The organism is Roseivivax marinus (genome assembly GCF_900109705.1).
Classification (GTDB): Bacteria; Pseudomonadota; Alphaproteobacteria; order Rhodobacterales; family Rhodobacteraceae; genus Roseivivax; species Roseivivax marinus.
Genome location: NZ_FOAI01000012.1, coordinates 1 through 20,293 on the forward strand (window position 1 = coordinate 1; position 20,293 = coordinate 20,293).

Consider the following 20,293-nt stretch of genomic DNA (forward strand, 5'->3'; position numbering starts at 1 on the left):
TCACCCGCCGCGCCATGATGGCTTCCGCCGCGTGCTTCGCCGCGACAGTGCCGACCGCCGGTCTGTCCCAAAGCTCTCCCGCGATCCACGTCCTGCAAGATCCGAACTGCGGGTGCTGCACCGCCTGGATCGAAATCCTGAAGGAGGACGGCTTCACAGTCACCAGCGAGCGCAGCTTCGGCACACTCCTGATCCAGCACAAGCTCGAGAACGGCATTCACCAGGATATGGCCTCCTGCCACACCGGCGAGGTCGAGGGTTACATGATCGAGGGGCATGTGCCGACGGCCGACATCCGACGGCTCCTCTCCGAGCGCCCCGATGCTGTCGGTCTCGCCGTGCCCGGCATGCCCTATGGATCGCCGGGCATGGGCCCCGCGGATGAGCGCGAAGCCTATTATGTCTTCCTCATCCGGAAAGGCGGCAGCACGGAAATCTTCTCGAGCTACGAGGCTGCCTGAGGGCACGAGGATAGCCGTGACGCCACTGCGAGAATTCCACACCACGCAGACGCAGCTCAGGCTCGGAAAGTCCGTGCTACTGACCTTATCTCGCAAGGATACGCTGCACGCAGGTTCGAATGGCGGCTCCGGTGAAGCCGAGTCGTAGCGTCGCGACATCGCTGAACGGCCGGACCTTGCCGTCAGCTGACCAAACGTTTGAGATAGGTTTCCTGCTCTTCATACGCTATCTGGGTCCACTCATCAGCGTCTCGGAACGATGGATATGCAGCATTCCTTCTGGGGCCAATTGAACGAATGAGTAGGGCCTCGAGGTCACCGATTGTGGTGCTGGTATTATCAGTCAAGTCTTCAGGTGGCTGATTCAATTCCAGAATGCCGTTTTTCTGGCTTGGTTCACCTATCGGACGAAAGCCAAACCAAGAGAAGCGGTCCCACTTCCCCGCTAACTTATCATCCAGGTGGTCTTTGAGACGTTTCCCCAATCCCTGAGATCTTGTTAGGCCGACGTAAGAGGGGCCATATTCATCGTAAAGGATGTAGATGCCCTGTTGAAATCGAAAATCGGTAATCTGAATATTTCCACGATTGGCACCTTTTCTACCGAGGGGGCGAAAGCTATCTTTGTATCCTTGGCCCGGATTCCAATCGATTTCGCTTTCTCGCCAAAACAATCCAAAACTTGTTACTTTCATGTGACCTCCTCGCTCTTGGGTGAACAATATCAGCGGGAGGTAAGAGCGCAACAGTCAAACGGGGGCTTTGGGGAGGTGTCTCCTTCAGGAAAGCCGCGGTGCAGCGAGGGCATTCCGACTGAATGTCCGGTCTGGGCCGTTTCGGTCTGAGCAGTCGGTCTGTTCCGAGCGTAACATTGCTTTCATTTACAACCCGAGCCACAGCAAACATGGAATGTTTCGCCTTGGCTTAGTGCCGGCCTTGAACGGCCATTCAGAAGAGCGTGCGCGCCGGGAGCGCGAAATCACTGGACGCAAGTGAGTGAGTCTCGTCTCAACAAAGTTCGGGATGAGGTCTGGCGCATCCATATTGAATCCCTACTATCCACGTAAAGAAGCATAAGCGCGTTGGGCTCGGGCTCGGCCGCTTTGCGGATGAAGCTGCCGTTCATTTTGACGTTCTATCGATTGCGTCCGGCCCTTGCAGGGGCTGATTGCCCTTTCACTCGTTTCCCGCACGCTCGATCACTGCTTTCTTTACGGCATCGACCCAGTCGGCTTCTCCTGCGGCTTCTCCGAGCACCCGCGCGCCGATCATCGCGGCGAACAGAAGCAGTATCTCCTGATCCGGTTCGTCTTTCTCTGGGGTAGGCAAATCGCGCGCTTCATTTGCGGCAAAGGTCGCCAGCAGGGCGCCCGTCCCCGTTTCATACGCTCTGCGTGTCGATGAATTCCCTTCCTTGCCAGCCGCGTAGGGAGCAAAAGAAATGATCGGGCAGTGGCGTTGCGGATTGGGGCGCAGATATTGTTCGACCAGCCGTCCTCGCAGCTCACTGCTGGTCCCGTTCGCCTTGCCCAGAACCTTGCTCCATAGCTTCACCGAGTCCTCAAAGGCGAAGGCGGCTGCTTCAACCGCCAACGCCTCCTTCGAAGCGAAATGCTTGTAGAACCCACCGACCGTCATGCCGGCGGCTGCCATGATATCAGACACCGAAACCGCGTCGATGCCACGCTCGCGGAAGAGGCGACTTGCGACTTCCACAATCCTGGTGCGGTTCTGTCGCGCCTGCTCCGCCGAAGACCGTCCCATAGCTATCCCTTCCTGAACGCCAGGAGCTTGGTCCTCAACTCCTGCACTACCTCGTCCCGCTGGTTCATCGTCACGCAATGGACCAGCACCATGCCCCGATCCGGACGTGAGCGGGACGGCTTGATCTCCTCGATGCGGCTTCGCACGCGCAGGACATCGTCCGGCCTCGTAGCGCGCGGCCAGGAGATGTCTCCACCCGCGCCGATAATGCCCCGTGCAAAGGGCACACTTTCGACCACCAGCCGCATGGTGATCGCCATCGTGTGCCAGCCGCTGGCGGCAAGACTTCGAAAGAAGGTCTCTTTCGCCGCTTCGGGGTCCAGATGGAACGGCTGCGGGTCGAACTTCTTGGCAAAATCCATGATCTGACCGGCATCCAGCGCATGCGTGTCACTCAGGAATTCCTGGCCGACACTTAGGTCGTCCAACCACAGACAAGGTGCGCGTTCATCTTCTGTCATGTCGTTCCCTCGGTATCGGAAGCGTCCGCTTCGCGCAGTGGGTCTGGTCAATATAGATTATACTTGTTATCTAATTTGGCAAGCCTCCATCCAGGCGATTCCCCGAGAACAGGAAGTCGATGTCCCAAGCTGCCATACCGCCCCGCAATCCTTGGACCGTGCTCATCTGCGCGGCGATGCTGGTCACGATCGCCATGGGCATCCGGCAATCCTTCGGCCTGTTCCTGAGCCCGATCGAACTGGAGATCGGTGTCGGGCGCGAGGCGTTCGGGCTGGCCATCGCCGTGCAGAATCTGATCTTCGGGCTGGCCCAGCCGTTTGTCGGCACCCTGGCTGACAGGCATGGAGCGGGCCGCGTGGCGGCAGCAGGAGCCGCGCTCTATGCGCTTGGTCTCGCCCTTGCCGCCGGGGTTTCGGGGGCGTTTGGGCTCAACCTCACGCTCGGCTTCTTGGTGGGCTTTGCGATGACGGGGGTCACTTTCGTCGTGGCCATCGGCGCGGCGGTCCGCGCCGTCCCGTCGGAGAAGCGCGGGCTGGCGGCAGGGATCGTGACCGCGGGCGGCTCTGTAGGTCAGTTCCTTCTCGTGCCGGTCGCGCAGTGGCTGATCGGCGGCTTCGGCTGGCGGGAAACGTTTCTGATCTTCGCCGCTCTCGCCGCGACGATGGTCCTGCTTGCGGTCGGCGTCTCGGGACGCTCGACGCAGACCGAGGCTGCCGGGCTTCCCTCACAGACTATTCAGGAGGCCCTGCGGGAAGCCGCGGGCCATACCGGCTTCTGGTTGCTGAACGCGGGCTTCTTCGTGTGCGGCTTCCACGTCGCCTTTGTCAGCACCCACCTGCCGGCGTTCATCGAGGACAAAGGGCTCGATCCCGCGATCGGGGCCAGGGCGCTCGCTCTGGTCGGCCTGTTCAACATACTCGGGTCTTATGTCTTCGGCATGTCGGCGGACCGCTGGCGCAAGAAGCATGTTCTGGCGGGGATCTACCTCGCTCGCGCGGCGGTCATGGCTGTGTTTCTCGCCTTCCCGATTTCGCCGCTGTCAGCGACCCTCTTCGCGTGTGCCTTGGGCTTTCTGTGGCTCGGCACAGTGCCCCTGACGAGCGCCTTGGTCGGACAGATATTTGGCGTCCGATACGTCTCCACGCTGTTCGGCATCGTCTTCATGTCGCACCAGGTCGGGGCGTTCTTCGGGGCCTGGGGAGCGGGCTACGCCTATCGCGTTAGCGGCTCCTACGATCTCGCCTGGCAGATCTCGATCGGCATTGCGTTGCTTGCAGTGCTGCTGCACTGGCCGATCAAGGATGCGCCGCTGGCGCGGGCTGCGTCGTCATGATTGATGTCTTCTACGTCCTCGCGCTGACAATGAAACGGCGATTTCGGGCTCTCTGCGGACCTTCGCAGTGACGGGGTCATGGCCACCAAAGACCCCACGACAGTGTGCGTCTCATCTGGCGGCCGACGGCTCCGCAGAGCAGGCCTCGCATCTGGTCCACAACCGGGATCGGCCTCCATACGGTCGTGGTCTCGGCTGTTGAGATGCCCGATGAAGACTTCCGCTTCCGCACTTTGCTCTCCGGGGTCCTGTGGTTCCACCGCCAGATGATCTCGTCCTGGTATCGCTGTAGGTGCTTCCGTCCGAGACGGTGATAAACGCCGATCAAAGCGCGCTGGACGACCGCGTTCACGGCCTCGACGGTGTTGATGTGCGCCCCGGTCTTCGTGTTCGCATACTGGCGCTTGTTGTGCTGGATCGTATGGTGCCTGGCAAAAGATGCCCCGATCTTTCCGTAACTTGGGTTCTTGTCGGTGATGAGCGCCGAGGTCGGATCGATCCAGCCCCCGATGATCGGCTTCATCGTGCGCCCTCGAGCATTCGGGATGAGCACGGCTCGAGCCTGACCGTTTCGCGCCGCAGCAACGAGCGCGATTGGCTTGCCTGTTCCTCGCCCCCGCTTGTTCTTGACGCCATGGCGGAACTTCGGCTTGCCGCCGACGAAGGCCTCGTCGACCTCGACCACACCCGACAGTCGACCGGCAATGCCCTGCCGATCATCCATCATCTCGCGGATTGCATGGCCAAGCTTCCACGCTGTCTTCTGGTTCACGCCCAAAATGCGCGACATCACGACCGAAGAAATGCCCTTGGAGGAGGTCAGCACGAGGAAGATTGCGGCGATCCAGGTCCGAAGATCCAGCTTCGTCGCGTGGAGCGGCGTCCTCGTGGTGACGGTGAACTGGCTGCGGCATTCCCTCTCGATGCACTGATACAGGCCGGGGCGCACGGATGCACCGCGCAGCGGGCGCGAACTCAAGCTGCCACAATGCGGACAGAACCGATCATCGCCCCAGATGGCGTTCTCGAGGAAGAGCCGCGCGTGACGTTCGGTCGGCATCTTCTTCCAGACATCGCGGACGGACTTCAGTTCGGTGATCATGGAGTGGCCTCGCTTCGGGGTAACCCAGAAGATTGGCTGATTTCTCCAAACCGGAAGCGACTACGTTATTTCGCACTTGGAACCTTCGCGAGGCAAGCAGGCTGAGCATTTCCGAAAGCCCTGCTTTTTCTCGTGGATAATAGGGTATTGAATTGCTCGATTTACTCATCCGTGAGCTTGGTGATGCAGGTTAATGTCTTGAAGTTCTAAGGTGTCGCCAAAAAAGGTAACTGTATCAATATCTTGATTCATGGGTCGGAAGAAATCAGCATCTTGTGGGGTGCATTGGGGAGAACACCCTTTCTGAAATTTCAGACCCATGGATTCCTCTGTTCTGCGACGGGCGGGGACGACCTGCGGAAGCAGGCCAGGAAGCCTTCTCAGTCGGAGATAGGACACGTTCTTCCGGGTCCAAAAGGGAGGCGGAGCAGGGCGCGCAAGAGACGTGTCCGGGGGGCGGCCGAACCCCTTTGGGACGAGTTTCGGGGCTTAGATGACCCGAATCAGTCGAGGTCTCCGCCTGGCCGCCGCCCGGATTGGCCGGCCGTTTCGGCGGGGCGGCGCTTGACTGCGGAGCCGAACCAGAGTGGCCTCGGAGAAGCAAGGAGAGCAGCCATGCCACTGAGCTCTACGGAGTGCGAGGCCTTCAGTCGCCTCGGGATCAATTCGGCCGAGACCATGTCGGACGAGGAGTTCTACCAGTCCGTGCCCGTTCACGCCGGCAGGATGGCGCACGCTCGTCTGGTGGCCGAAGCCCTGCCGCCGGCCGTGGCCGCGCGTCGCGTGGGCGTGAGCGTTACCCAATTGCGGCAACGGATCGTGGCCGGCTCGCTGATGGCGGTCCATCGCCCGGGCGGGCGGGACTGGCTGGTCCCGGCGTTCCAGTTCACCGAGACGGGGGAGGTCCCGCATCTGGGCTGCGTTCTCCTGGCGTCCGGGCGCCCGCTCTCCGCCTTGTCGATGGATCGGTTCTTCAGGATACCCCGAGAGGATCTCGATGGGGCATCGCCCCGGGACTGGCTCATCGCCGGTCGTGATTCAGTGATCATCGAGAGTATCCTCGCCGGTCTCTGACCGAAGGCCAACCGGCGCGAGTCAGATCAGGCTCGCCGGACGACCTTCTGGGTGGCTGGGTCGTAGCGCAGCTCGTGGAGCGTTCCATTACGGATCGCGGCAACAGCCTGGCTGACGTGTTCGGGAAGCACGTAGAACCACTCACGAGGGTAGATGCGCTTGCCGAAGCGATCGGTGATCCAGAGATCGCGCGGCCGCGCCGCGTCGAAGAAGCGATGCAGGAGGTCTTCGACCTTGCGCCTGGAGAGATTGCGCAGCTCGTAGGTCGCCACGATGTCGACCGGGGCGAGAAGGAAGGTTGGGTCATTCCGTGCGTCGGCGACGCGGCGCTGAACGTCCTGGGTGGTGACCCCAATCTTGAGGAGGATGTCGCGGACCTCCGCGATCGCCGGCTGGTCGGAGCGGCTACGGGCAACGTAGATCGTCCCTGTGAGATCGAGCTGATCGGCCTCCCAGTCAGGGTCGAGGGGACCGAGGCCGGGTCGGTGGATGACGCGCGCCGTGGGATCGGCGGCGAGAGCCTTCCGGAAAGACGAGATAAGCGGATCGCTCTCGGTTCCGTTCGAGAAGATGACCCTGAGCCGGTGGTCCCGCTTGCCGCCGCGGGCGGTCATCTCTGCCTTCTCGGCGATGTAGGCGAGAAGGCCGTTGCGGATGAAGTAGCTGCCTTCCTGGACGTCGATCACCTCGCGCGAGGTGACGGCGGTCGCCTCTCGGCCACCGGCCTCGAGGTCGGCCTGGAGCTCTTCAAAAGCCGGCTGGAACGTTTCGAAGTCGGGGCAGGGGAAGAACTCAGCTCGGTGATCCGGGAGATGGCGCTCTGCGACGGGTGTGACGTGCCGGATCTCGGTGAAGGCGTCGGAGACGTCATCGTCGTCCTCGTCGAAGATGTCGTCGAGGCTGTCCGGGATCTCGTCCTCGAGGGGATCGTCACGCCAATCCCGCGCGGGAGGCACGGCCTCGACAGACTTGATAGCCAGCAGTCCGTTCCGATCGACGTCCGCGAAGATGTCGGGGTCGGCACGCCCGGAGAGGCCACTCCAGATGGTTCCGAGACGCATCTCGTCGTGATCCGATGCGTCTTCGTTCGGCAGTCTCCCGTGCCGATCGTAGAAGTCATTCACCTCCCGCACGAGGCTGGCGTCACGCTCGAGCTCCGGCGGCCGGCTACCCCGTGGCTTCAGCCGGACATCGAGGAGGCCGAATTCGTCGGGTTCGTCGAAGATGTCATCGAGTGTCGGGCGGGGCATGCATTCACTCCGCGGCGGCGGAGCGCATCCGCTCGGCTTTCTTGGTCCGGATGAAGGCAAGGGCCTCCGCCATGCGCTTTTCCAGCGGATCGGCGGCATGAGGGTTCGGCTCGCGCGCTTCTGCCTCACGGAAGCGTTTGATGCGCGGCCAGAGTGTCCGAGCCTCGTCTTCGGTCATCTGGATGCGCTGCGCGACCATGGCGCTTTGGATCTGCTTGAGGAGGGGCGTGTCGAGCGCTTTCGAGGCGACGTCGAAGCCCTCCCGGAACGGGTTGATCCCATCGATCAGGTCGATGTCGAGCTCCCGGACGTTGATGAACTTCTTCACCATGTTGATCAGGTTCATGCCATCCGAGGCGCTCTCAAGCTCCTCGTCCTCATCGTCAGATCCGTCGTTCCCGGCTGCGAGGGGATCGTCGCCCTTTGCGGCTTCCTGTCGAGCGAGGGTGGCGATATTCATGCGAGCCGCCAGATCTTGGCGGATCGCTTCTGTCTCGTCTTCGGAGAGGTCCTCGTAGCTCCTCTCGATGATGTCGGTGAGGACCATCTGTGTCGCGACCTCGGGGGCGACGTCATCGGCGACCGTGCGGCGGTCCATGGCCTGGCAGGCCTTGGCGACCAGATCCTGCATGTCATTCTCGCAGATCGCCTTTGAGCGGTCCGTGGGTGGCTCCATCAGCCCCTTGATGCCGATATGGACGGTGCCGCTGTCGTCCACCTCGACTGGCTCGCTTTGGAATGAATATTGCCCGCGGCGCGGCTGGTCTCAAAAACAGCTCATGCTGCTGGGGCGAGGTCGAGCGCCGCCAAGTCGATTGTCCTGGCGGCATATTCGGTATCGGCGAGGCCTCGAAGAAGCTGACGATCGGCCGTGATCAGGTGACGATCCATCCGCTCCGCCAAGGCGAGATAGACGCAGTCGTATACTGACTGCTGGAGTTCGAGGGCGAGCTCCATTGCCCGGCGCTCGAGGACCTCATCTGGGTCGACAATTGTGACCGGGGCCGTCTGGAGGAAGAGGAAGAGCTCGAGGGCATGCCTGTCGGAGACGGCTTTCCTGCCGGCAATGGCGCGGAGCACGCTACCAGCTTCGATCCGGAGGAGGGCCGGTGCGACCATGTCAGCACCCCGAAGAAGGTCCGCTTTGTCGCTGTCCTCCTCTTCGATGATCCACTTGATCGCGACAGACGCGTCGATGACGAAGCCCTTTTTGCCGGTCATCGTGCCTGATCTCGATTCCGGTCTTCGCGGAGGAGCTCCGTCGTAGAGGACCCACCAGGCTGAAGCTTCACGCGACGCGTGCGGGCCTCCGAGAAGAAGTCAGGGTTCTGCCCAGGGCGCAGTGCCTCCTCGAGGATCTTGCGGTGTTCTGCCTCGGCAGAACGACCAGATTTCATCGCCCGCTCCTTCAGGGCGGCCGCGATCGCATCATCGACATTCCGAACAGTAAGCTGTGCCATGGCGTTGCATCCTGACTGCGAAATGATGGCACTATGATGGCAATCAGAGAATCTGGCAAGCTTTGTTCAGAATTAAGCGATATGGACCGGCGCATTCTAAGAAAGACAGCCAGACAAACCAGAACGCCCCTTTCCTATATGCGGGTGAAACGAACAGTTCCGGCGCGGTCGATGAGACCTCGCGACATCAGATACGGAGATTTTTATGGCAGCCATCCATCCCGATATCTTCAGCCGAAAGTTCCCAAGGCGACCATTATTGGACGATCCTGCGGTTCGGGAGATTTGCAGGGAGTTGAGCCCCGATCACGAGCCGTGCCTCTTACCCATCACTCCAACGCCAGAGGCAAAGCCCCAGGAGTGCTTCTTCAATGTCGAGCAGCAGGCCTCTTCTCATGGTGGTCGAATTCTCTACGGATGGGCACTTTGGATCTGGCCTGACGTGTTCATCGAGGCGGAGCATCATGCGGTCTGGGATGATGGCAGCCGGCTTCATGATATCACGCCCCGAGCAGATGATGAGGAGATGACGCTCTTCCTGCCTGATCCGAGCAGGACGTATGACTTCGTCGGCGAGCGCAGGATCGACAATCAGCGGCGCGCCCTCTCGGCGTCTCAAAACGTCCGCGTGCTTTTGGATACATACGCTGAGAGGGCAGCTTTCTTCGAAGCGAATAGCGTCGGCCGCACGATCAGCATGAACCCTCAGGAGCTCCAGCACATCCAAGACCGGGTAATGATGGCAAGCGCGCATGTCTTGATTGGACTGGCGTCATCGCGTGGACGGAACGACCGGTGCATCTGTGCCAGCGGGAGGAAGTTCAAGAAGTGCTGCTCTCCGCTGATTGACCTGACGGCGACTGAATGAGGGCGAGCCCGAGCAACATGGTAATGCCTACGCCGAGCAGCGAGGGGACCGCCACGTTGGCCTTGCTATGGTAAGGAATAATCCTTACTTTAGGTCTCGACTCCAAGGAGGTGTTACAGATGACGCGCCGAAACGACATGACCATGGGCTTTATGACCAGTCTGCCCGCTGATTTTCGGCCCGTTCCGGGCGTGAAGGGGCGTGGGCCATCAGGCACCCTCGACACAGCCAAGATCACCTCAAAAGGGCAGGTGACGCTTCCGAAAACCGTTCGCACCGCGCTTGGCGTTGCTGAAGGCGATCTCGTCAGGTTCTCCATGGTGGACGGGAGGATCGTCGTCGAAGTGGGCACATCCGATGAGGAACCCGAAGATCCGGCGGTTGCAGCGTTTCTTGATACCCTCGAGGGAAGCATTGCTTCGTCCAGCGACTTCCCCGTCGAGATGATGCAGACCATGAAGGCGCTCACCGCGGGCATCGCTGTCGATCTCGACGAGCCCATCGAGGACGACGTGGTCATCTGAACGTGACGGTGGAGATCAATGGCTGGCGGGTGATGACGCACCCGGCCCTCAACGAGCAGATCCTCAAGCTCATCGAAGCAACACTGAAGGCGAAGGCGAAAGGCCAACTCCACATCGACGCGAACGCGAAGCTCTTGGCCTCTATAGCCAAGTTGATGTTTGAAGATGTTCCCGGGGACCCGGGGGCATCCAAGTATCGGCAGGGCAATACCCTGGGGAAGGGTCGCAAGCACTGGTTCAGGGCGAAGTTCGGTGGCGGCCGGTTTCGACTGTTCTATCGCTACTCGAGTGCGCGCAAGATCATCATCTTTGCGTGGGTCAACGACAGCAAGACCTTGCGGACCTATGGCTCGAAGACGGATGCCTATGCCGTCTTCAAGGGTATGCTCGATGACGGAAATCCCCCGGACGGCTGGGATGACCTGATGAAGGAGTGCTCGGCGAGCGGGTCAGACAGCATGCCCAGCATCGCCCGAAGAATCGAGAAGGCCCTCGGAGAACAGGACCTGACCTGAGCGTCCGCTTTTCAGGGCGGCCGCGATCGTATCCTCGACATTTCGAACAGTGAGCTGTGCCATGGCCTTGCATCCTGGCTGCGAAATGATGGCAGCCATCAGATCTGGCAAGCTTTATGGAAGCTTGCCAAGATCAGGACCGAAAGGGTGGGTGGTCAGATGTCCCAGAAAGACAGACAGAAAGAGCCTCGATCTGATCAGCCGCATTTGGCTGATAAACAGGGTGCCCTGGCCCGCGTTGAGAAATTCCGCGGACGACTATCGCCAGCACAGCGCCTCTCTCGCGAAGCATGCCATGAACGCCCAACACCCGCGCCCAAGAGCAACTGATACCTCCCCGAATGTCGGGTCGATCCCGAGGTTCTAAGCGGCTTCTCGGTATGTGTGTTTGCATGATGGGGCTCTCGCCACCCCGTCACGACCGGCCGATACCACGATCAGCCCTCTTTCGAGCGATCATTTCCTGGGTTCGACGCTCACCTTCTTCGAGCGAGATGAACTCTCCCTCTTGCCGCTGAGCCAGGAGATCACCCAGCCGTCGCTGACGGAGTAGCTCGACGGCCTGCTGGTCAACCGAACTCATGCTTGCCGTTCCAGATCAGGGTCTGCCGCAGGCCGCTCGATAGCGGTCGACCTCAGCCTGGGAGGGAAGGGGGCCCACCAGGGACTCGAGCCGGCGAACCTCGGCACCTTCGATGCCGGCGGCCGCTGCGAGCTCATCCTGGGTCAGGGCAGCGGCGTCCCGGAGGCGACGAAGCTCCATCGCCTGACGCCCCTTCTCAGCATTCGCCTTCTCACGCGCTGCGATCTCAGGACGTGCGGCACGGATCTGTTCGAGAAACTGGGTCATGGGGGTAAGGTAGCACAAATCTGGCGCCTGAGGTCAAAATGACAGTTTTCGAGATGACCCTGTCCGCTGGTTCGGTGGCCGGCGCCGTTCTGGGATTGTGGTATGTCAGGTATATCGTCCGCACCAGCGGGCGGGATCGTCCGCACGATCCGGAGGCGGTTGAGCGGCTCGTGGAGCGAGCTAAGCGATTTCCAGAATACTCTGGCATGTCGGAGTGATCGGAAGGCTGCTGGCGTGCGGAAGCCAGTAGATGAGATGTCTCGCGACGAGTTGGAAGTAGAGATTACAGAACTATGCGCCTCGTCGGCACAGAGCGTCCCGAAGCGCCTGCGCCTCTGCCCTATCCGCTCCAACGCTCGGCCACGGCCCCCATGCGCGCGCGGGGGATATAGGAGAACGACCTCGCGGACATTCAAGCGTGGTCCGGGCAGAGCGCCTCCTTGGCACGGGCCTGGCCCGCCGGCGATATTGCCGAATGGATATGGGCGGAGTCTCGGGCGGCGCACGGTCAATAGGAGGAAGACGACGCGCCGACGTCTCGGATGAGGAGTCGGTGCCAACATGCTTTCCAAGCAGTCTGCGCCGGCTCAGTAAACCAGCCCGGCCCTCAAGTCATTTAGAGGAACGGACGCAGTGCCACCTCGACCCTTCCGCGACACGCTTGATCGAGTGGTAGGATCGGGCGTGGTGGTGTGATGCCCCCGAAGCCGAGGCTGTCCGCGATAGCAAACATCACCCGGAAACTCCCGAACTCCCGGAACAGCGCCCAGAGGGGAGCGAAGGCGTGGTCGATGCGCTCGGCTTCGGCCGCATTCCCCGCCTGGGCCGCACGGGTCAGCGCGAGTGCGGGTTCCGGCAGGAGACCGGCCACCACGCTATACCAGCAGGCGCCACCAGCGAGCAGCGCGTCCTTCGCGCCCCAGTCACCGCTGTAGCCGATGGCAAAATCCTCCGGTGTCACGGCCCGCAGGCGCTGCACCTCGCCCGCGTAGTCGCCGTCGGCGGGTAGAGGCATCTTCACCGCGGTCACGTTCGGAAGCTCTGCCAACCGCGAGATCAGCTCCGGACTAAAGGTGAATTTCGTGGTGCCCGGGTTGTCGTAGATGCACAGGGGAAGCTCGCCGGCCGCGGCGACGGCCTCGAAATGGCGGAACACCTCCTCGTCGGTCAGCGGCTGGTAGGACACGGGCGCGAGAAGCAGGCCCTCCGCGCCGGCTTTCCGTGCATCTCGCGCGAGATCCACGGCGACATCGGTCGTGAGGGCGCCGACGCCGACGATGAGCGGCGTCCGCCCCGCCACGCACTCCGCGGCCGTTCGCAGGGTGCGCTTGCGCTCCTCTGGTGTCAGGTAGGCGTATCCGCCGGTGCTGCCGAGCAGTCCGATGGAATCCACCCCAGCCGCCACGATCCGCTCGAGGAAGTGTTGCAGGAGCTCGGGATTCAACTCCCTGTCATCGTCGGTGGGCGTAAGGGGGAAGGCCGACAGGCCAGTGAACAGGGTCACGCGAGCATCTCCTTCAGACGCGTGACAAAAGAAGGCGAAGGCCGGCGAATCCAAAGAAGGCGGCCAAGACGCCTTCGATCCCGCGCCGGGCGCGACGGTAGAGACGGATCATCGGCGCCGTCGAGAACGCGAGCGCGTAGCCACCAAAAATCGTCACGCTCAGGATCGCGCGGCCTACCAGAATGGTGGCCACGTCATGCCACGAGGCCTCGGCGCCGAGGCCGAGCGTAACGAGGGCGATCCAGGCCAGCACGGCCTTCGGATTGGCCAGATGCATGATCAATCCATGACAATAGAGGGCCACAGAGGACGGAGCAGTCTCGGTCTGGGATGCTCCGGATGAGATCGCGGTGTCGGACCTCATCGCGCTTCGGGCCGCGCGCGCCGCGAGGTAGAGCAGGTAAAGGCCGCCGGAGATCTACAGGACGATCAGAGCCTCGGCATAGCGCGCGAGCAAGGCGGACACACCGGTGGCCGCGGAGAGTCCCCAGAACAGCGACCCAGAAATGACGCCTGTGGCCAGCGCAAGCCCAGCCCGACGGCCGTGGTTCATCGCCACGCCCATGATCCGGAGGGTGCTCGGGCCCGGGCTGCCGGCCGCGATCACATAGTCGGTGAAGACGACGAGCAGGTGGTTGATGTTGTCCATCGCGGGTCCTCTCAGGTTCCGGCCAGCAGCTTGAAGGCGATGATCCACATCACCAGTGCGATGAGGGTTTCGAGGATGCGCCATGCCGTCGGCCGCTCGAACACTGGGCGCAGCTTGATGGCACCGTAGCCGAGGGCGAAGAAGAAGACGAACGACCCGAGGATCGCGCCGACGGCGAAGGACCCCTGATTGTCGGTGAACTGCGTGGAGATGGTTCCCAGAAGGACCACCGTGTCGAGATAGACATGCGGATTGAGCCAGGTGAGGGCGAGACACGCCACCAGCGTGCGGAAGAGGTCGGTTTTCGCCAGCGAGGAATCCGCGGCCAGCGCCTCGTCCGACCGCAGCGCGGACACGAGGCTCTTCACGCCATACCAGATCAGGAAGGCGGCGCCGCCGTAGCGCATGACCGGCTCGAGCCAGGGCAACCATTCGGAGACGGTTCGGAAGCTGGTCACCCCCACGGTGATCAAGATCGCATCCGAGATCGCGCAAGCGAGACAGACAGCCAGGACATGCTCGCCCCGCAGCCCCTGCCGCAGCACAAAGGCGTTCTGGGCGCCGATCGCCACGATGAGGCTGAGGCTCATCATCATACCGGTAAAGAAGACTGCGAGATCCATGTGCTGGCCTCCACTCCGAAAGAATGGCCTTGGACTATGCAGTTGCAGACGATTAGACAAATTAAAGACTCTGATGCGGATGAAGGTAAGCTAAATGGCGGTGGACTACGCAGCGCTCCGGGCCGTTGCCGCGGTCGTCAGGACCGGCAGCTTCGAAAGGGCCGCTGCGTCTCTCAACGTGACCCCCTCAGCCGTTTCGCAGCGCGTCAAGCATCTCGAGGAGCGTCTCGGCGCGGTGCTTATCGAGCGTGGGATACCTTGCACCGCCACCGACAAGGGCCTTTCCCTATGCCGGCACATGGACCGGGTAGGGATGCTCGAGAAGGACCTCATGGCGCAGTTGCCTGAACTCGCCGGACCTGAAGGTGCCGGACAACAGGTGACTCTCAACATAGCCACGAACGCTGACAGCCTCGGGACCTGGTTTCTCGAGGCCATCGCCTCCTTCACCAAGGCTTCCGACTACCTCGTGAACGTTGCCATCGACGACGAGGACCATACCGCTGACTGGCTTCGCCGCGGTCGAGTGCTCGCTGCCGTCACCTCGCTGGAACGCACTGTCCAGGGATGCCGTGTCACGCCACTCGGCGCGCTCCGTTACCAGGCGACGGCAAGCCCCGACTTCGTTGCACGCTACTTCCCAGATGGCCTCACGGAGGAGGCGTTCCAGCGCGCACCGGCTCTCACCTTCAACCAGAAGGACCGGCTCCAGAAGGTCTGGGCGTGCGAGGTTTTCGGGCATGACATGTCATTCCCCACGCATTGGCTCCCCTCGACGCAGAGCTTCCTTGAAGGCAGCCTGGCCGGCATGGGGTGGGCCCTCAATCCGGCCCAGCTCGCGCGGCCCCATCTCGAGCGTGGAGATCTCGTCGAACTCCTTCCAGGAAAAATGCTGGAGCGCCACCTGTTCTGGCAGATCAACCGGCTGGCCGCCGACCAGCTACGTGAGTTGTCCCAGTCAATTCTCTCAGTCGCTCGACAGGAGCTTGGTTCGTGAGCATGACTTTCATTGGAAAGGGCATTTTTGTCCGACGGTTCTGCATCGGGGACGCAGTCGCGGCCCAAAACACTCAAGCGGCGATTCACGACGCGCTGCGGCTCTGCAAGGTGCTCTGATATGCGCTCCACTAAAACGATCCACGTGATTTCTGCCCATGCCGAAGGGGAAGTCGGCGACGTGATCGTCGGCGGCGTGCTGCCGCCGCCGGGCAACACGATCTGGGAACAGAGCCGGTGGATCGCCCGAGACCAGACGCTTCGCAATTTCGTCTTGAACGAGCCCCGCGGCGGTGTTTTTCGACATGTCAACTTGCTGGTGCCACCGAAGCATCCCGAAGCTCAGGCTGCATGGATCATCATGGAGCCCGAGGACACGCCGCCGATGTCCGGTTCGAACTCGATCTGCGTGGCGACGGTGCTTCTCGACGGAGGCCTGGTGCCCATGCAGGAGCCGGAAACGCGTCTCGTTCTCGAGGCGCCGGGCGGGCTGGTGCGGGTTCGGGCGGAGTGCCGGAACGGCAAAGCGGAGCGGATCTTCGTAGAGAACGTGCCGTCCTTCGCGGCCCGTCACGGCACCCCGCTCGACGTGGAGGGACTGGGCACGCTCGCCGTCGATACGGCCTACGGGGGGGACAGCTTCGTGATCGTCGACGCGGAAGCCCTGGGATTCTCGCTAAAGGAAGACGAGGCACACGACATCGCAACGCTGGGTGTCCGCATCACAAACGCCGCGAACGCGCAAATCGGCTTTGAGCATCCCGAAAACCCCGACTGGCGCCACATCTCTTTCTGCCTGTTCGCAGGTCCACTCATCGACGGGGAGAATGGTCTCGAGACCGGCTCCGCCGTGGCGATCCAACCGGGCAAGGTCGACCGCTCTCCGACCGGAACGGCGCTTTCGGCACGTATGGCGATGCTTCACGCCCGCGGCAGAATGAAGATTGGCGATCGCCTGACCGCGCGCTCGGTGATCGGATCGACTTTCTCGGGAAAGATCCTGGGCGAAACCAAGATAGGCGATGTTTCTGCCATTCGCCCGGAGATATCCGGGCGCGGATGGATCACTGGAATTCATCAGCACATGCTTGATCCCTCCGACCCCTGGCCCGAAGGCTACCGCCTCTCCGACACCTGGGGCGCTCAGTGAGGTGCTCGGGACAAAACGCAGATTGGCAGTCATCAATATCTGCTGAGCGCGCGTCCGTAGGGAACGAAAGGCCACCCGAGTGGGTTCATTTGGGATTTTGGGCAAGAAAACCTGTGAGCAGATCATGTCGAACGTGGTGATCGTCGAGGACGAGGCGATCCTCGCCCTCGACCTGATAGAAATGTGCGAAGCACTCGGCTGTCGCGTCTTGGGCGTTGCCGCCTCGGCTCCCCAGGCAAAAGAGCGGTTTGCCGGCGTTTGCCCGGAGATCCTGATCACCGACATGGACCTCGCGGACAGGTCGACGGGCGTCCAGGTTGTCGAGATGCTAAGGCGCCGGTGCCCGGACATTCGGGTCATCTTCGTCACGGCCACCACCTGCCCGAATAAGCTTGAGCTTATCCGACGGGCTGAGCCAGAATGTGTTCTGTCAAAACCGCTAAATTTCTCGCAGTTAGATGCGGCGCTGCGCTCAGTTGCGGCCGCATAGAAGTCGTCACGCTCCACCTACATTAGATTCCTGTTGCGCTCTCTGAGCGCGGATGCCTGGCGTTTGCCCGGCTCTTATTGCGTCAGTCACCCACCATGTGGTGCGAAGCATGCATGATCGGCTCAAGCGGACTGCCGTCATTCTCGGTCGCATGGCGGTCGAAGGTCTTGAATCCCGCTGGTAAGATCGTTCCCGGCTGGGCCTCGGAGACAAAGATATGTTTCGAATTGTCTGGTGTAGCCGATACTGCCGAGGGTTTATCAAGCGTTCCCGCATAAATGCCGATCCGGTCGGGCCATCGCTCGAAGGTCAAGGCCAGCTTGGTGCCGCAGTCAGGGCAGAAATGAACGTTGATATCCTTGCCGCTTCCCTCAGAGGGGAGCGTATAGACAGAGGGACTGGCACCCGTGAATACGAATAGCGAGCGCTCGAAGATCGGCTCGATCATCCGATCTGACCCCGTGGCCCGCTGGCAGAAACGGCAATAGCAGATTGTAATCCAAAGCGGATCGTCACCAGTGTCGTAGCTGACCTTGCCACACAGGCAGCGGCCCTCGTGTGTAGTAGGCATGGTCCCTCCCTTTTCTACGCACCGCCGATGGGTCGCAGTCTATCGCTATGATCTCGTCTCAGGCCTCGATCTGAGCCAGTTCGAGGTCGATGGTGACGGCCATGCCGGTTGCGCCGAACTTTCGAGAGATGGTGCCGCCGAGCGAGGTCCTGACGACATCGTCGCACATCTTCGTGCCGAAGCCTGCCAGCCCTTCGGATGCTGGCTCGAGCTCGCAGCGCTCCTTCCACGTAATGGTAAATCGGCCTCCTTCGGCTCGAGCCTCCACGGCGACGGCGCCGTCGCTTTGCCGCAGAGCACCGTATTTCATGGCGTTGGTGCAGAGCTCGTAGAAAATCAGCGCCAGAGGCGTGATGGCGGAGGGGCAGACGGCGATATCCTCAATCCGTAGCTCTTCGAACTTGTCCTTCGCGAAGGGCTCAAGGATGGCCAGGACAAGATCGCGCAGCGATGCGCTCTCGATGGACTGGGCCTGCGGGTCGGCGACAGCCATCTTGTGAGCGGTCGAAAGCGCCAGAAGGCGTTCCCGCATCAGCTTTGCCAGCTCGTTGGCAGTGTCCACCTCACGTGCTGTCATCGCCAGAAGGCCGGCTGCCACGGCAAAACAGTTCCCCACGCGGTGCCGCATCTCGGAGACAAGCATGCGTTGCTGCTCGGCAGCCGCATGGTGGGCGGTCATATCCCGTGCAATCTTGGAGGCGCCGATGATCCTTCCGGAGGTGTCGCGCACCGGCGAAACCGTCAGCGAGATGGGCACCAACGTGCCATCCTTGCGTCGCCGAATGGTTTCGAACTGCTGGATACGCTCGCCGCGGGTCAGCCTGGCGATGAAATCGACTTCCTCGTGCTGCCGGTTCTCGGGAATGAGCATGGTGATCGACTGCCCAATCGCCTCCTCGGCGGAATATCCGAAGAGGCGCTCTGCGCCCTGGTTCCAGCTCAGAATGATGCTGTCGAGATTCTTCGCGACGATGGCATCGTCGGAATTCTCGACGATGGCGGCGAGATGTTCAGTCGAGTTCATGTGTCATTATGTCTCGTGTTCGCTGTGAAGGCTATACCAGCGGGACGACACGAGAAATCCCGAGTGACGACCGGCCGTGCCCGCTTCTCCCGGAAGAAGTGAGCACGGCTTGATCGAACGCGCTCGGCCCCGGTCAGCTATCGGGCATCTCGATCCCGCGTTCCTGTAGCCAGGCCCGCATCGCGTCGATTTCCTGCTGCTGTTCGGCGATGATGTGGCGGGCGAGCTCCATGTTCTCCGGGTCGGTGCCTGCGGCGAGCTGGATGCGGGCCATGTCGATGGCACCCTGGTGGTGCGGGATCATTCCAAGCACGAAGGCGACATCGGGGTCTTCGTGCTCGAGGCCCGCCATCATCTCGTCGTGCATCCCCATCATCGATTGCGCGTAGGCGTCCGCAATCGATGTATCGCCAAGGTTGGCGGGCGCGGCCTGCGGGACCTCTTCGCCATCCCGCATCGTGGCCATGATCTGCGGTCCGTGCGGGTGCTCGGCCGAGTAGGAGTGGGTGGCCATGTCGCCTTGCTCGGCGCGGATCTCGGCCATGGTCTGGGTGTCGGTGCCGTAGAAGGCGGCATGCAATCCCCAGTAGGCGGTGACAAAGATCAGGAGCGCCCCGGTCAGGCCGATCGGCACCCCGATCAGTGCGCGCCTGATCCAGGACCAGAAGTGCAGCTCCCGGGTGTGATCGACCGCGATGACGATGATGATCGCCATGATGAGCGCGTGCCCGATCAGGTCGACCCGGCCAAACGGATAGACCGCGGTGATGAAGATGACGAGCAGCGCGATCGCGGAAAGCCGCCGCACGAGCGGTGTGGCCAGGAGCCCGAAGCCCATGGTGAACTCAGCGACACCGGCCATCGGGATGAACATGTCCCGCGGGATACCGAAGGTCAGGAAGGGTTTCTCGGCGACGAGCGGGTAGAACCACTCCGGATAGGCGAACTTCTCGAGGCTCGACCACATCAGCGCGATGGCAACGCCCCAGCGGAGCATCTCGAAGCGGTGCTTGCGCCAATCCTCACGGTTCGAGGACTCGAGCACCAGGTAGGCGGCCACTGCGACGCCGAGCGCCAGGTAGTCGAGCAGGTGGAACGGGTCGTAGTCCCGCAGTGCCAGGACCCAGAGAAAGATGATCCCCGCCGCGGAAAGCGGCATGGTCTTGCGCGAGACGATCCCAGCCGCGATCAGGAGCTGAACCCAGCTGACCCACTCGGCCGGCGTCTTGAGGTCCGGCGTCAGGTAAACACCGCCCACCGAGAAGATCGCGACGAAGAAGCCGGCGACCACGATGCGGACGAAGTCGTCGAGCCGGAGCCAGAGCGGGTTGGTCGCGCGATCCATCGCATCGAGCGTTGCCACGCCAGCGGTGGTGCGTTCGACGAGGCGCGTGGCGATGAAGAAGGCCAGCACCAGAACGATCCCCGTCCAGAACCACGGATCGGTCAGGGTTCGCGTGATCGGCGCTGGCGCGGCATCGACGATGTAGGGTGCAAACCACTTCACGTGGGCAGAGGCCGCGACAGGTGCCAGCGCGCCGGTGAGCGCCGCGGCCATGCCGAGTCCGGCATTGCGATTGAGGGCAGGTGTCATCGGAGATCCCCTTTCTTTCCAGGGATTGG

26 protein-coding genes are annotated in these 20,293 nt (G+C 61.8%); 10 read left to right on the forward strand and 16 right to left on the reverse strand.

Annotated elements, in window-relative coordinates; genetic code table 11:
* Nucleotides 1–461, forward strand: a 461-nt coding sequence (locus BMX29_RS14300) for a DUF411 domain-containing protein (protein ID WP_139197020.1), incomplete at its 5' end; no start/stop codon positions are given.
* A gap of 182 nt (nucleotides 462–643) precedes the next feature.
* On the opposite strand, the gene BMX29_RS14305 is transcribed toward BMX29_RS14300, so the two are convergent.
* From BMX29_RS14305 to BMX29_RS14315, 3 genes are all read right to left on the reverse strand, one after another.
* Nucleotides 644–1,156 (reverse strand): GIY-YIG nuclease family protein, encoded by a 513-nt coding sequence (locus BMX29_RS14305; RefSeq protein ID WP_092814005.1) that lies wholly within the window; start codon nucleotides 1,154–1,156, stop codon nucleotides 644–646.
* 481 nt (nucleotides 1,157–1,637) lie between these two features.
* On the reverse strand, nucleotides 1,638–2,225 hold the full coding sequence (locus tag BMX29_RS14310; protein ID WP_092814007.1) for a TetR/AcrR family transcriptional regulator: 588 nt from the start codon (nucleotides 2,223–2,225) through the stop codon (nucleotides 1,638–1,640).
* 2 nt (nucleotides 2,226–2,227) lie between these two features.
* Nucleotides 2,228–2,686, reverse strand: a complete 459-nt coding sequence (locus BMX29_RS14315; RefSeq protein WP_092814009.1) for a MaoC family dehydratase — start codon at nucleotides 2,684–2,686, stop codon at nucleotides 2,228–2,230.
* Nucleotides 2,687–2,805: 119 nt separating this feature from the next.
* Here BMX29_RS14315 and BMX29_RS14320 point away from each other — a divergent pair, with 119 nt between their 5' ends.
* Entirely contained in the window at nucleotides 2,806–4,020 is a 1,215-nt protein-coding gene (locus BMX29_RS14320; RefSeq protein ID WP_217644389.1) for an MFS transporter, read from the forward strand.
* Nucleotides 4,021–4,096: 76 nt separating this feature from the next.
* On the opposite strand, the gene BMX29_RS14325 is transcribed toward BMX29_RS14320, so the two are convergent.
* Nucleotides 4,097–5,122: an IS1595 family transposase gene (locus BMX29_RS14325; protein ID WP_092814011.1), complete on the reverse strand. Its 1,026-nt coding sequence runs from the start codon at nucleotides 5,120–5,122 to the stop codon at nucleotides 4,097–4,099.
* A 615-nt stretch (nucleotides 5,123–5,737) separates the two neighbouring features.
* Here BMX29_RS14325 and BMX29_RS14330 point away from each other — a divergent pair.
* A complete protein-coding gene (locus BMX29_RS14330) occupies nucleotides 5,738–6,196 on the forward strand; it encodes a hypothetical protein (RefSeq protein ID WP_092814012.1) in 459 nt (152 codons plus the stop codon).
* Nucleotides 6,197–6,222: 26 nt separating this feature from the next.
* On the opposite strand, the gene BMX29_RS14335 is transcribed toward BMX29_RS14330, so the two are convergent.
* The 4 genes from BMX29_RS14335 to BMX29_RS14350 are packed head-to-tail and all read right to left on the reverse strand — an operon-like array spanning nucleotide 6,223 to nucleotide 8,906.
* Entirely contained in the window at nucleotides 6,223–7,446 is a 1,224-nt protein-coding gene (locus tag BMX29_RS14335; RefSeq protein WP_092814014.1) for a GIY-YIG nuclease family protein, read from the reverse strand.
* 4 nt (nucleotides 7,447–7,450) lie between these two features.
* A complete protein-coding gene (locus BMX29_RS14340) occupies nucleotides 7,451–8,164 on the reverse strand; it encodes a hypothetical protein (protein ID WP_092814016.1) in 714 nt (237 codons plus the stop codon).
* Nucleotides 8,165–8,223: 59 nt separating this feature from the next.
* Nucleotides 8,224–8,667, reverse strand: a complete 444-nt coding sequence (locus BMX29_RS14345) for a type II toxin-antitoxin system VapC family toxin (protein ID WP_092814018.1) — start codon at nucleotides 8,665–8,667, stop codon at nucleotides 8,224–8,226.
* The gene (locus BMX29_RS14350) at nucleotides 8,664–8,906 is read right to left on the reverse strand and encodes a FitA-like ribbon-helix-helix domain-containing protein (protein ID WP_092814020.1); all 243 of its coding nucleotides are present in this window, start codon (nucleotides 8,904–8,906) and stop codon (nucleotides 8,664–8,666) included. The genes BMX29_RS14345 and BMX29_RS14350 overlap by 4 nt, the downstream gene beginning before the upstream one ends.
* Nucleotides 8,907–9,111: 205 nt before the next feature.
* Between BMX29_RS14350 and BMX29_RS14355 the strand changes: the two genes are divergently transcribed.
* From BMX29_RS14355 to BMX29_RS14365, 3 genes are all read left to right on the forward strand, one after another.
* Nucleotides 9,112–9,774: an SEC-C metal-binding domain-containing protein gene (locus tag BMX29_RS14355; protein WP_092814022.1), complete on the forward strand. Its 663-nt coding sequence runs from the start codon at nucleotides 9,112–9,114 to the stop codon at nucleotides 9,772–9,774.
* Nucleotides 9,775–9,893: 119 nt separating this feature from the next.
* Entirely contained in the window at nucleotides 9,894–10,298 is a 405-nt protein-coding gene (locus BMX29_RS14360) for a type II toxin-antitoxin system PrlF family antitoxin (RefSeq protein WP_092814024.1), read from the forward strand.
* Between the two features lie 2 nt (nucleotides 10,299–10,300).
* A complete protein-coding gene (locus BMX29_RS14365) occupies nucleotides 10,301–10,813 on the forward strand; it encodes a type II toxin-antitoxin system YhaV family toxin (RefSeq protein WP_342342396.1) in 513 nt (170 codons plus the stop codon).
* Nucleotides 10,814–11,411: 598 nt separating this feature from the next.
* Here the strand turns inward: BMX29_RS14365 and BMX29_RS14370 are convergent.
* A complete protein-coding gene (locus BMX29_RS14370) occupies nucleotides 11,412–11,663 on the reverse strand; it encodes a helix-turn-helix domain-containing protein (protein WP_092814026.1) in 252 nt (83 codons plus the stop codon).
* Between the two features lie 38 nt (nucleotides 11,664–11,701).
* On the opposite strand from BMX29_RS14370, the gene BMX29_RS18865 reads away from it, so the two are divergent.
* Nucleotides 11,702–11,881, forward strand: a complete 180-nt coding sequence (locus tag BMX29_RS18865; RefSeq protein ID WP_139197022.1) for a hypothetical protein — start codon at nucleotides 11,702–11,704, stop codon at nucleotides 11,879–11,881.
* A 398-nt stretch (nucleotides 11,882–12,279) separates the two neighbouring features.
* On the opposite strand, the gene BMX29_RS14375 is transcribed toward BMX29_RS18865, so the two are convergent.
* From BMX29_RS14375 to BMX29_RS14385, 4 genes are read right to left on the reverse strand one after another with little or no spacing between them, the layout of a single operon-like run.
* On the reverse strand, nucleotides 12,280–13,167 hold the full coding sequence (locus BMX29_RS14375; protein ID WP_092814028.1) for a dihydrodipicolinate synthase family protein: 888 nt from the start codon (nucleotides 13,165–13,167) through the stop codon (nucleotides 12,280–12,282).
* A gap of 13 nt (nucleotides 13,168–13,180) precedes the next feature.
* A complete protein-coding gene (locus BMX29_RS19420; RefSeq protein WP_217644391.1) occupies nucleotides 13,181–13,585 on the reverse strand; it encodes a LysE family translocator in 405 nt (134 codons plus the stop codon).
* A complete protein-coding gene (locus BMX29_RS19425) occupies nucleotides 13,586–13,816 on the reverse strand; it encodes a LysE family transporter (RefSeq protein WP_217644390.1) in 231 nt (76 codons plus the stop codon).
* Nucleotides 13,817–13,827: 11 nt separating this feature from the next.
* On the reverse strand, nucleotides 13,828–14,439 hold the full coding sequence (locus BMX29_RS14385) for a LysE/ArgO family amino acid transporter (RefSeq protein WP_092814030.1): 612 nt from the start codon (nucleotides 14,437–14,439) through the stop codon (nucleotides 13,828–13,830).
* 94 nt (nucleotides 14,440–14,533) lie between these two features.
* On the opposite strand from BMX29_RS14385, the gene BMX29_RS14390 reads away from it, so the two are divergent.
* From BMX29_RS14390 to BMX29_RS14400, 3 genes are all read left to right on the forward strand, one after another.
* Nucleotides 14,534–15,436 (forward strand): LysR family transcriptional regulator ArgP, encoded by a 903-nt coding sequence (locus tag BMX29_RS14390; RefSeq protein WP_092814032.1) that lies wholly within the window; start codon nucleotides 14,534–14,536, stop codon nucleotides 15,434–15,436.
* 120 nt (nucleotides 15,437–15,556) lie between these two features.
* Nucleotides 15,557–16,585: a trans-3-hydroxy-L-proline dehydratase gene (locus tag BMX29_RS14395; RefSeq protein WP_092814034.1), complete on the forward strand. Its 1,029-nt coding sequence runs from the start codon at nucleotides 15,557–15,559 to the stop codon at nucleotides 16,583–16,585.
* A gap of 124 nt (nucleotides 16,586–16,709) precedes the next feature.
* Nucleotides 16,710–17,075 carry a response regulator gene (locus tag BMX29_RS14400; protein WP_139197024.1) on the forward strand — a complete coding sequence of 122 codons (366 nt, stop codon included), beginning with the start codon at nucleotides 16,710–16,712 and terminating at the stop codon, nucleotides 17,073–17,075.
* Between the two features lie 82 nt (nucleotides 17,076–17,157).
* Here BMX29_RS14400 and BMX29_RS14405 read toward each other — a convergent pair whose 3' ends face one another.
* From BMX29_RS14405 to copM, 3 genes are all read right to left on the reverse strand, one after another.
* Complete coding sequence (locus BMX29_RS14405) at nucleotides 17,158–17,646, reverse strand: GFA family protein (RefSeq protein WP_092814038.1); 489 nt, start codon at nucleotides 17,644–17,646, stop codon at nucleotides 17,158–17,160.
* 58 nt (nucleotides 17,647–17,704) lie between these two features.
* On the reverse strand, nucleotides 17,705–18,670 hold the full coding sequence (locus BMX29_RS14410) for a PAS domain S-box protein (protein ID WP_092814040.1): 966 nt from the start codon (nucleotides 18,668–18,670) through the stop codon (nucleotides 17,705–17,707).
* Nucleotides 18,671–18,803: 133 nt separating this feature from the next.
* Nucleotides 18,804–20,264 carry a CopM family metallochaperone gene (copM, locus tag BMX29_RS14415; RefSeq protein ID WP_092814042.1) on the reverse strand — a complete coding sequence of 487 codons (1,461 nt, stop codon included), beginning with the start codon at nucleotides 20,262–20,264 and terminating at the stop codon, nucleotides 18,804–18,806.
* Between the last annotated feature and the right edge of the window lie 29 nt (nucleotides 20,265–20,293).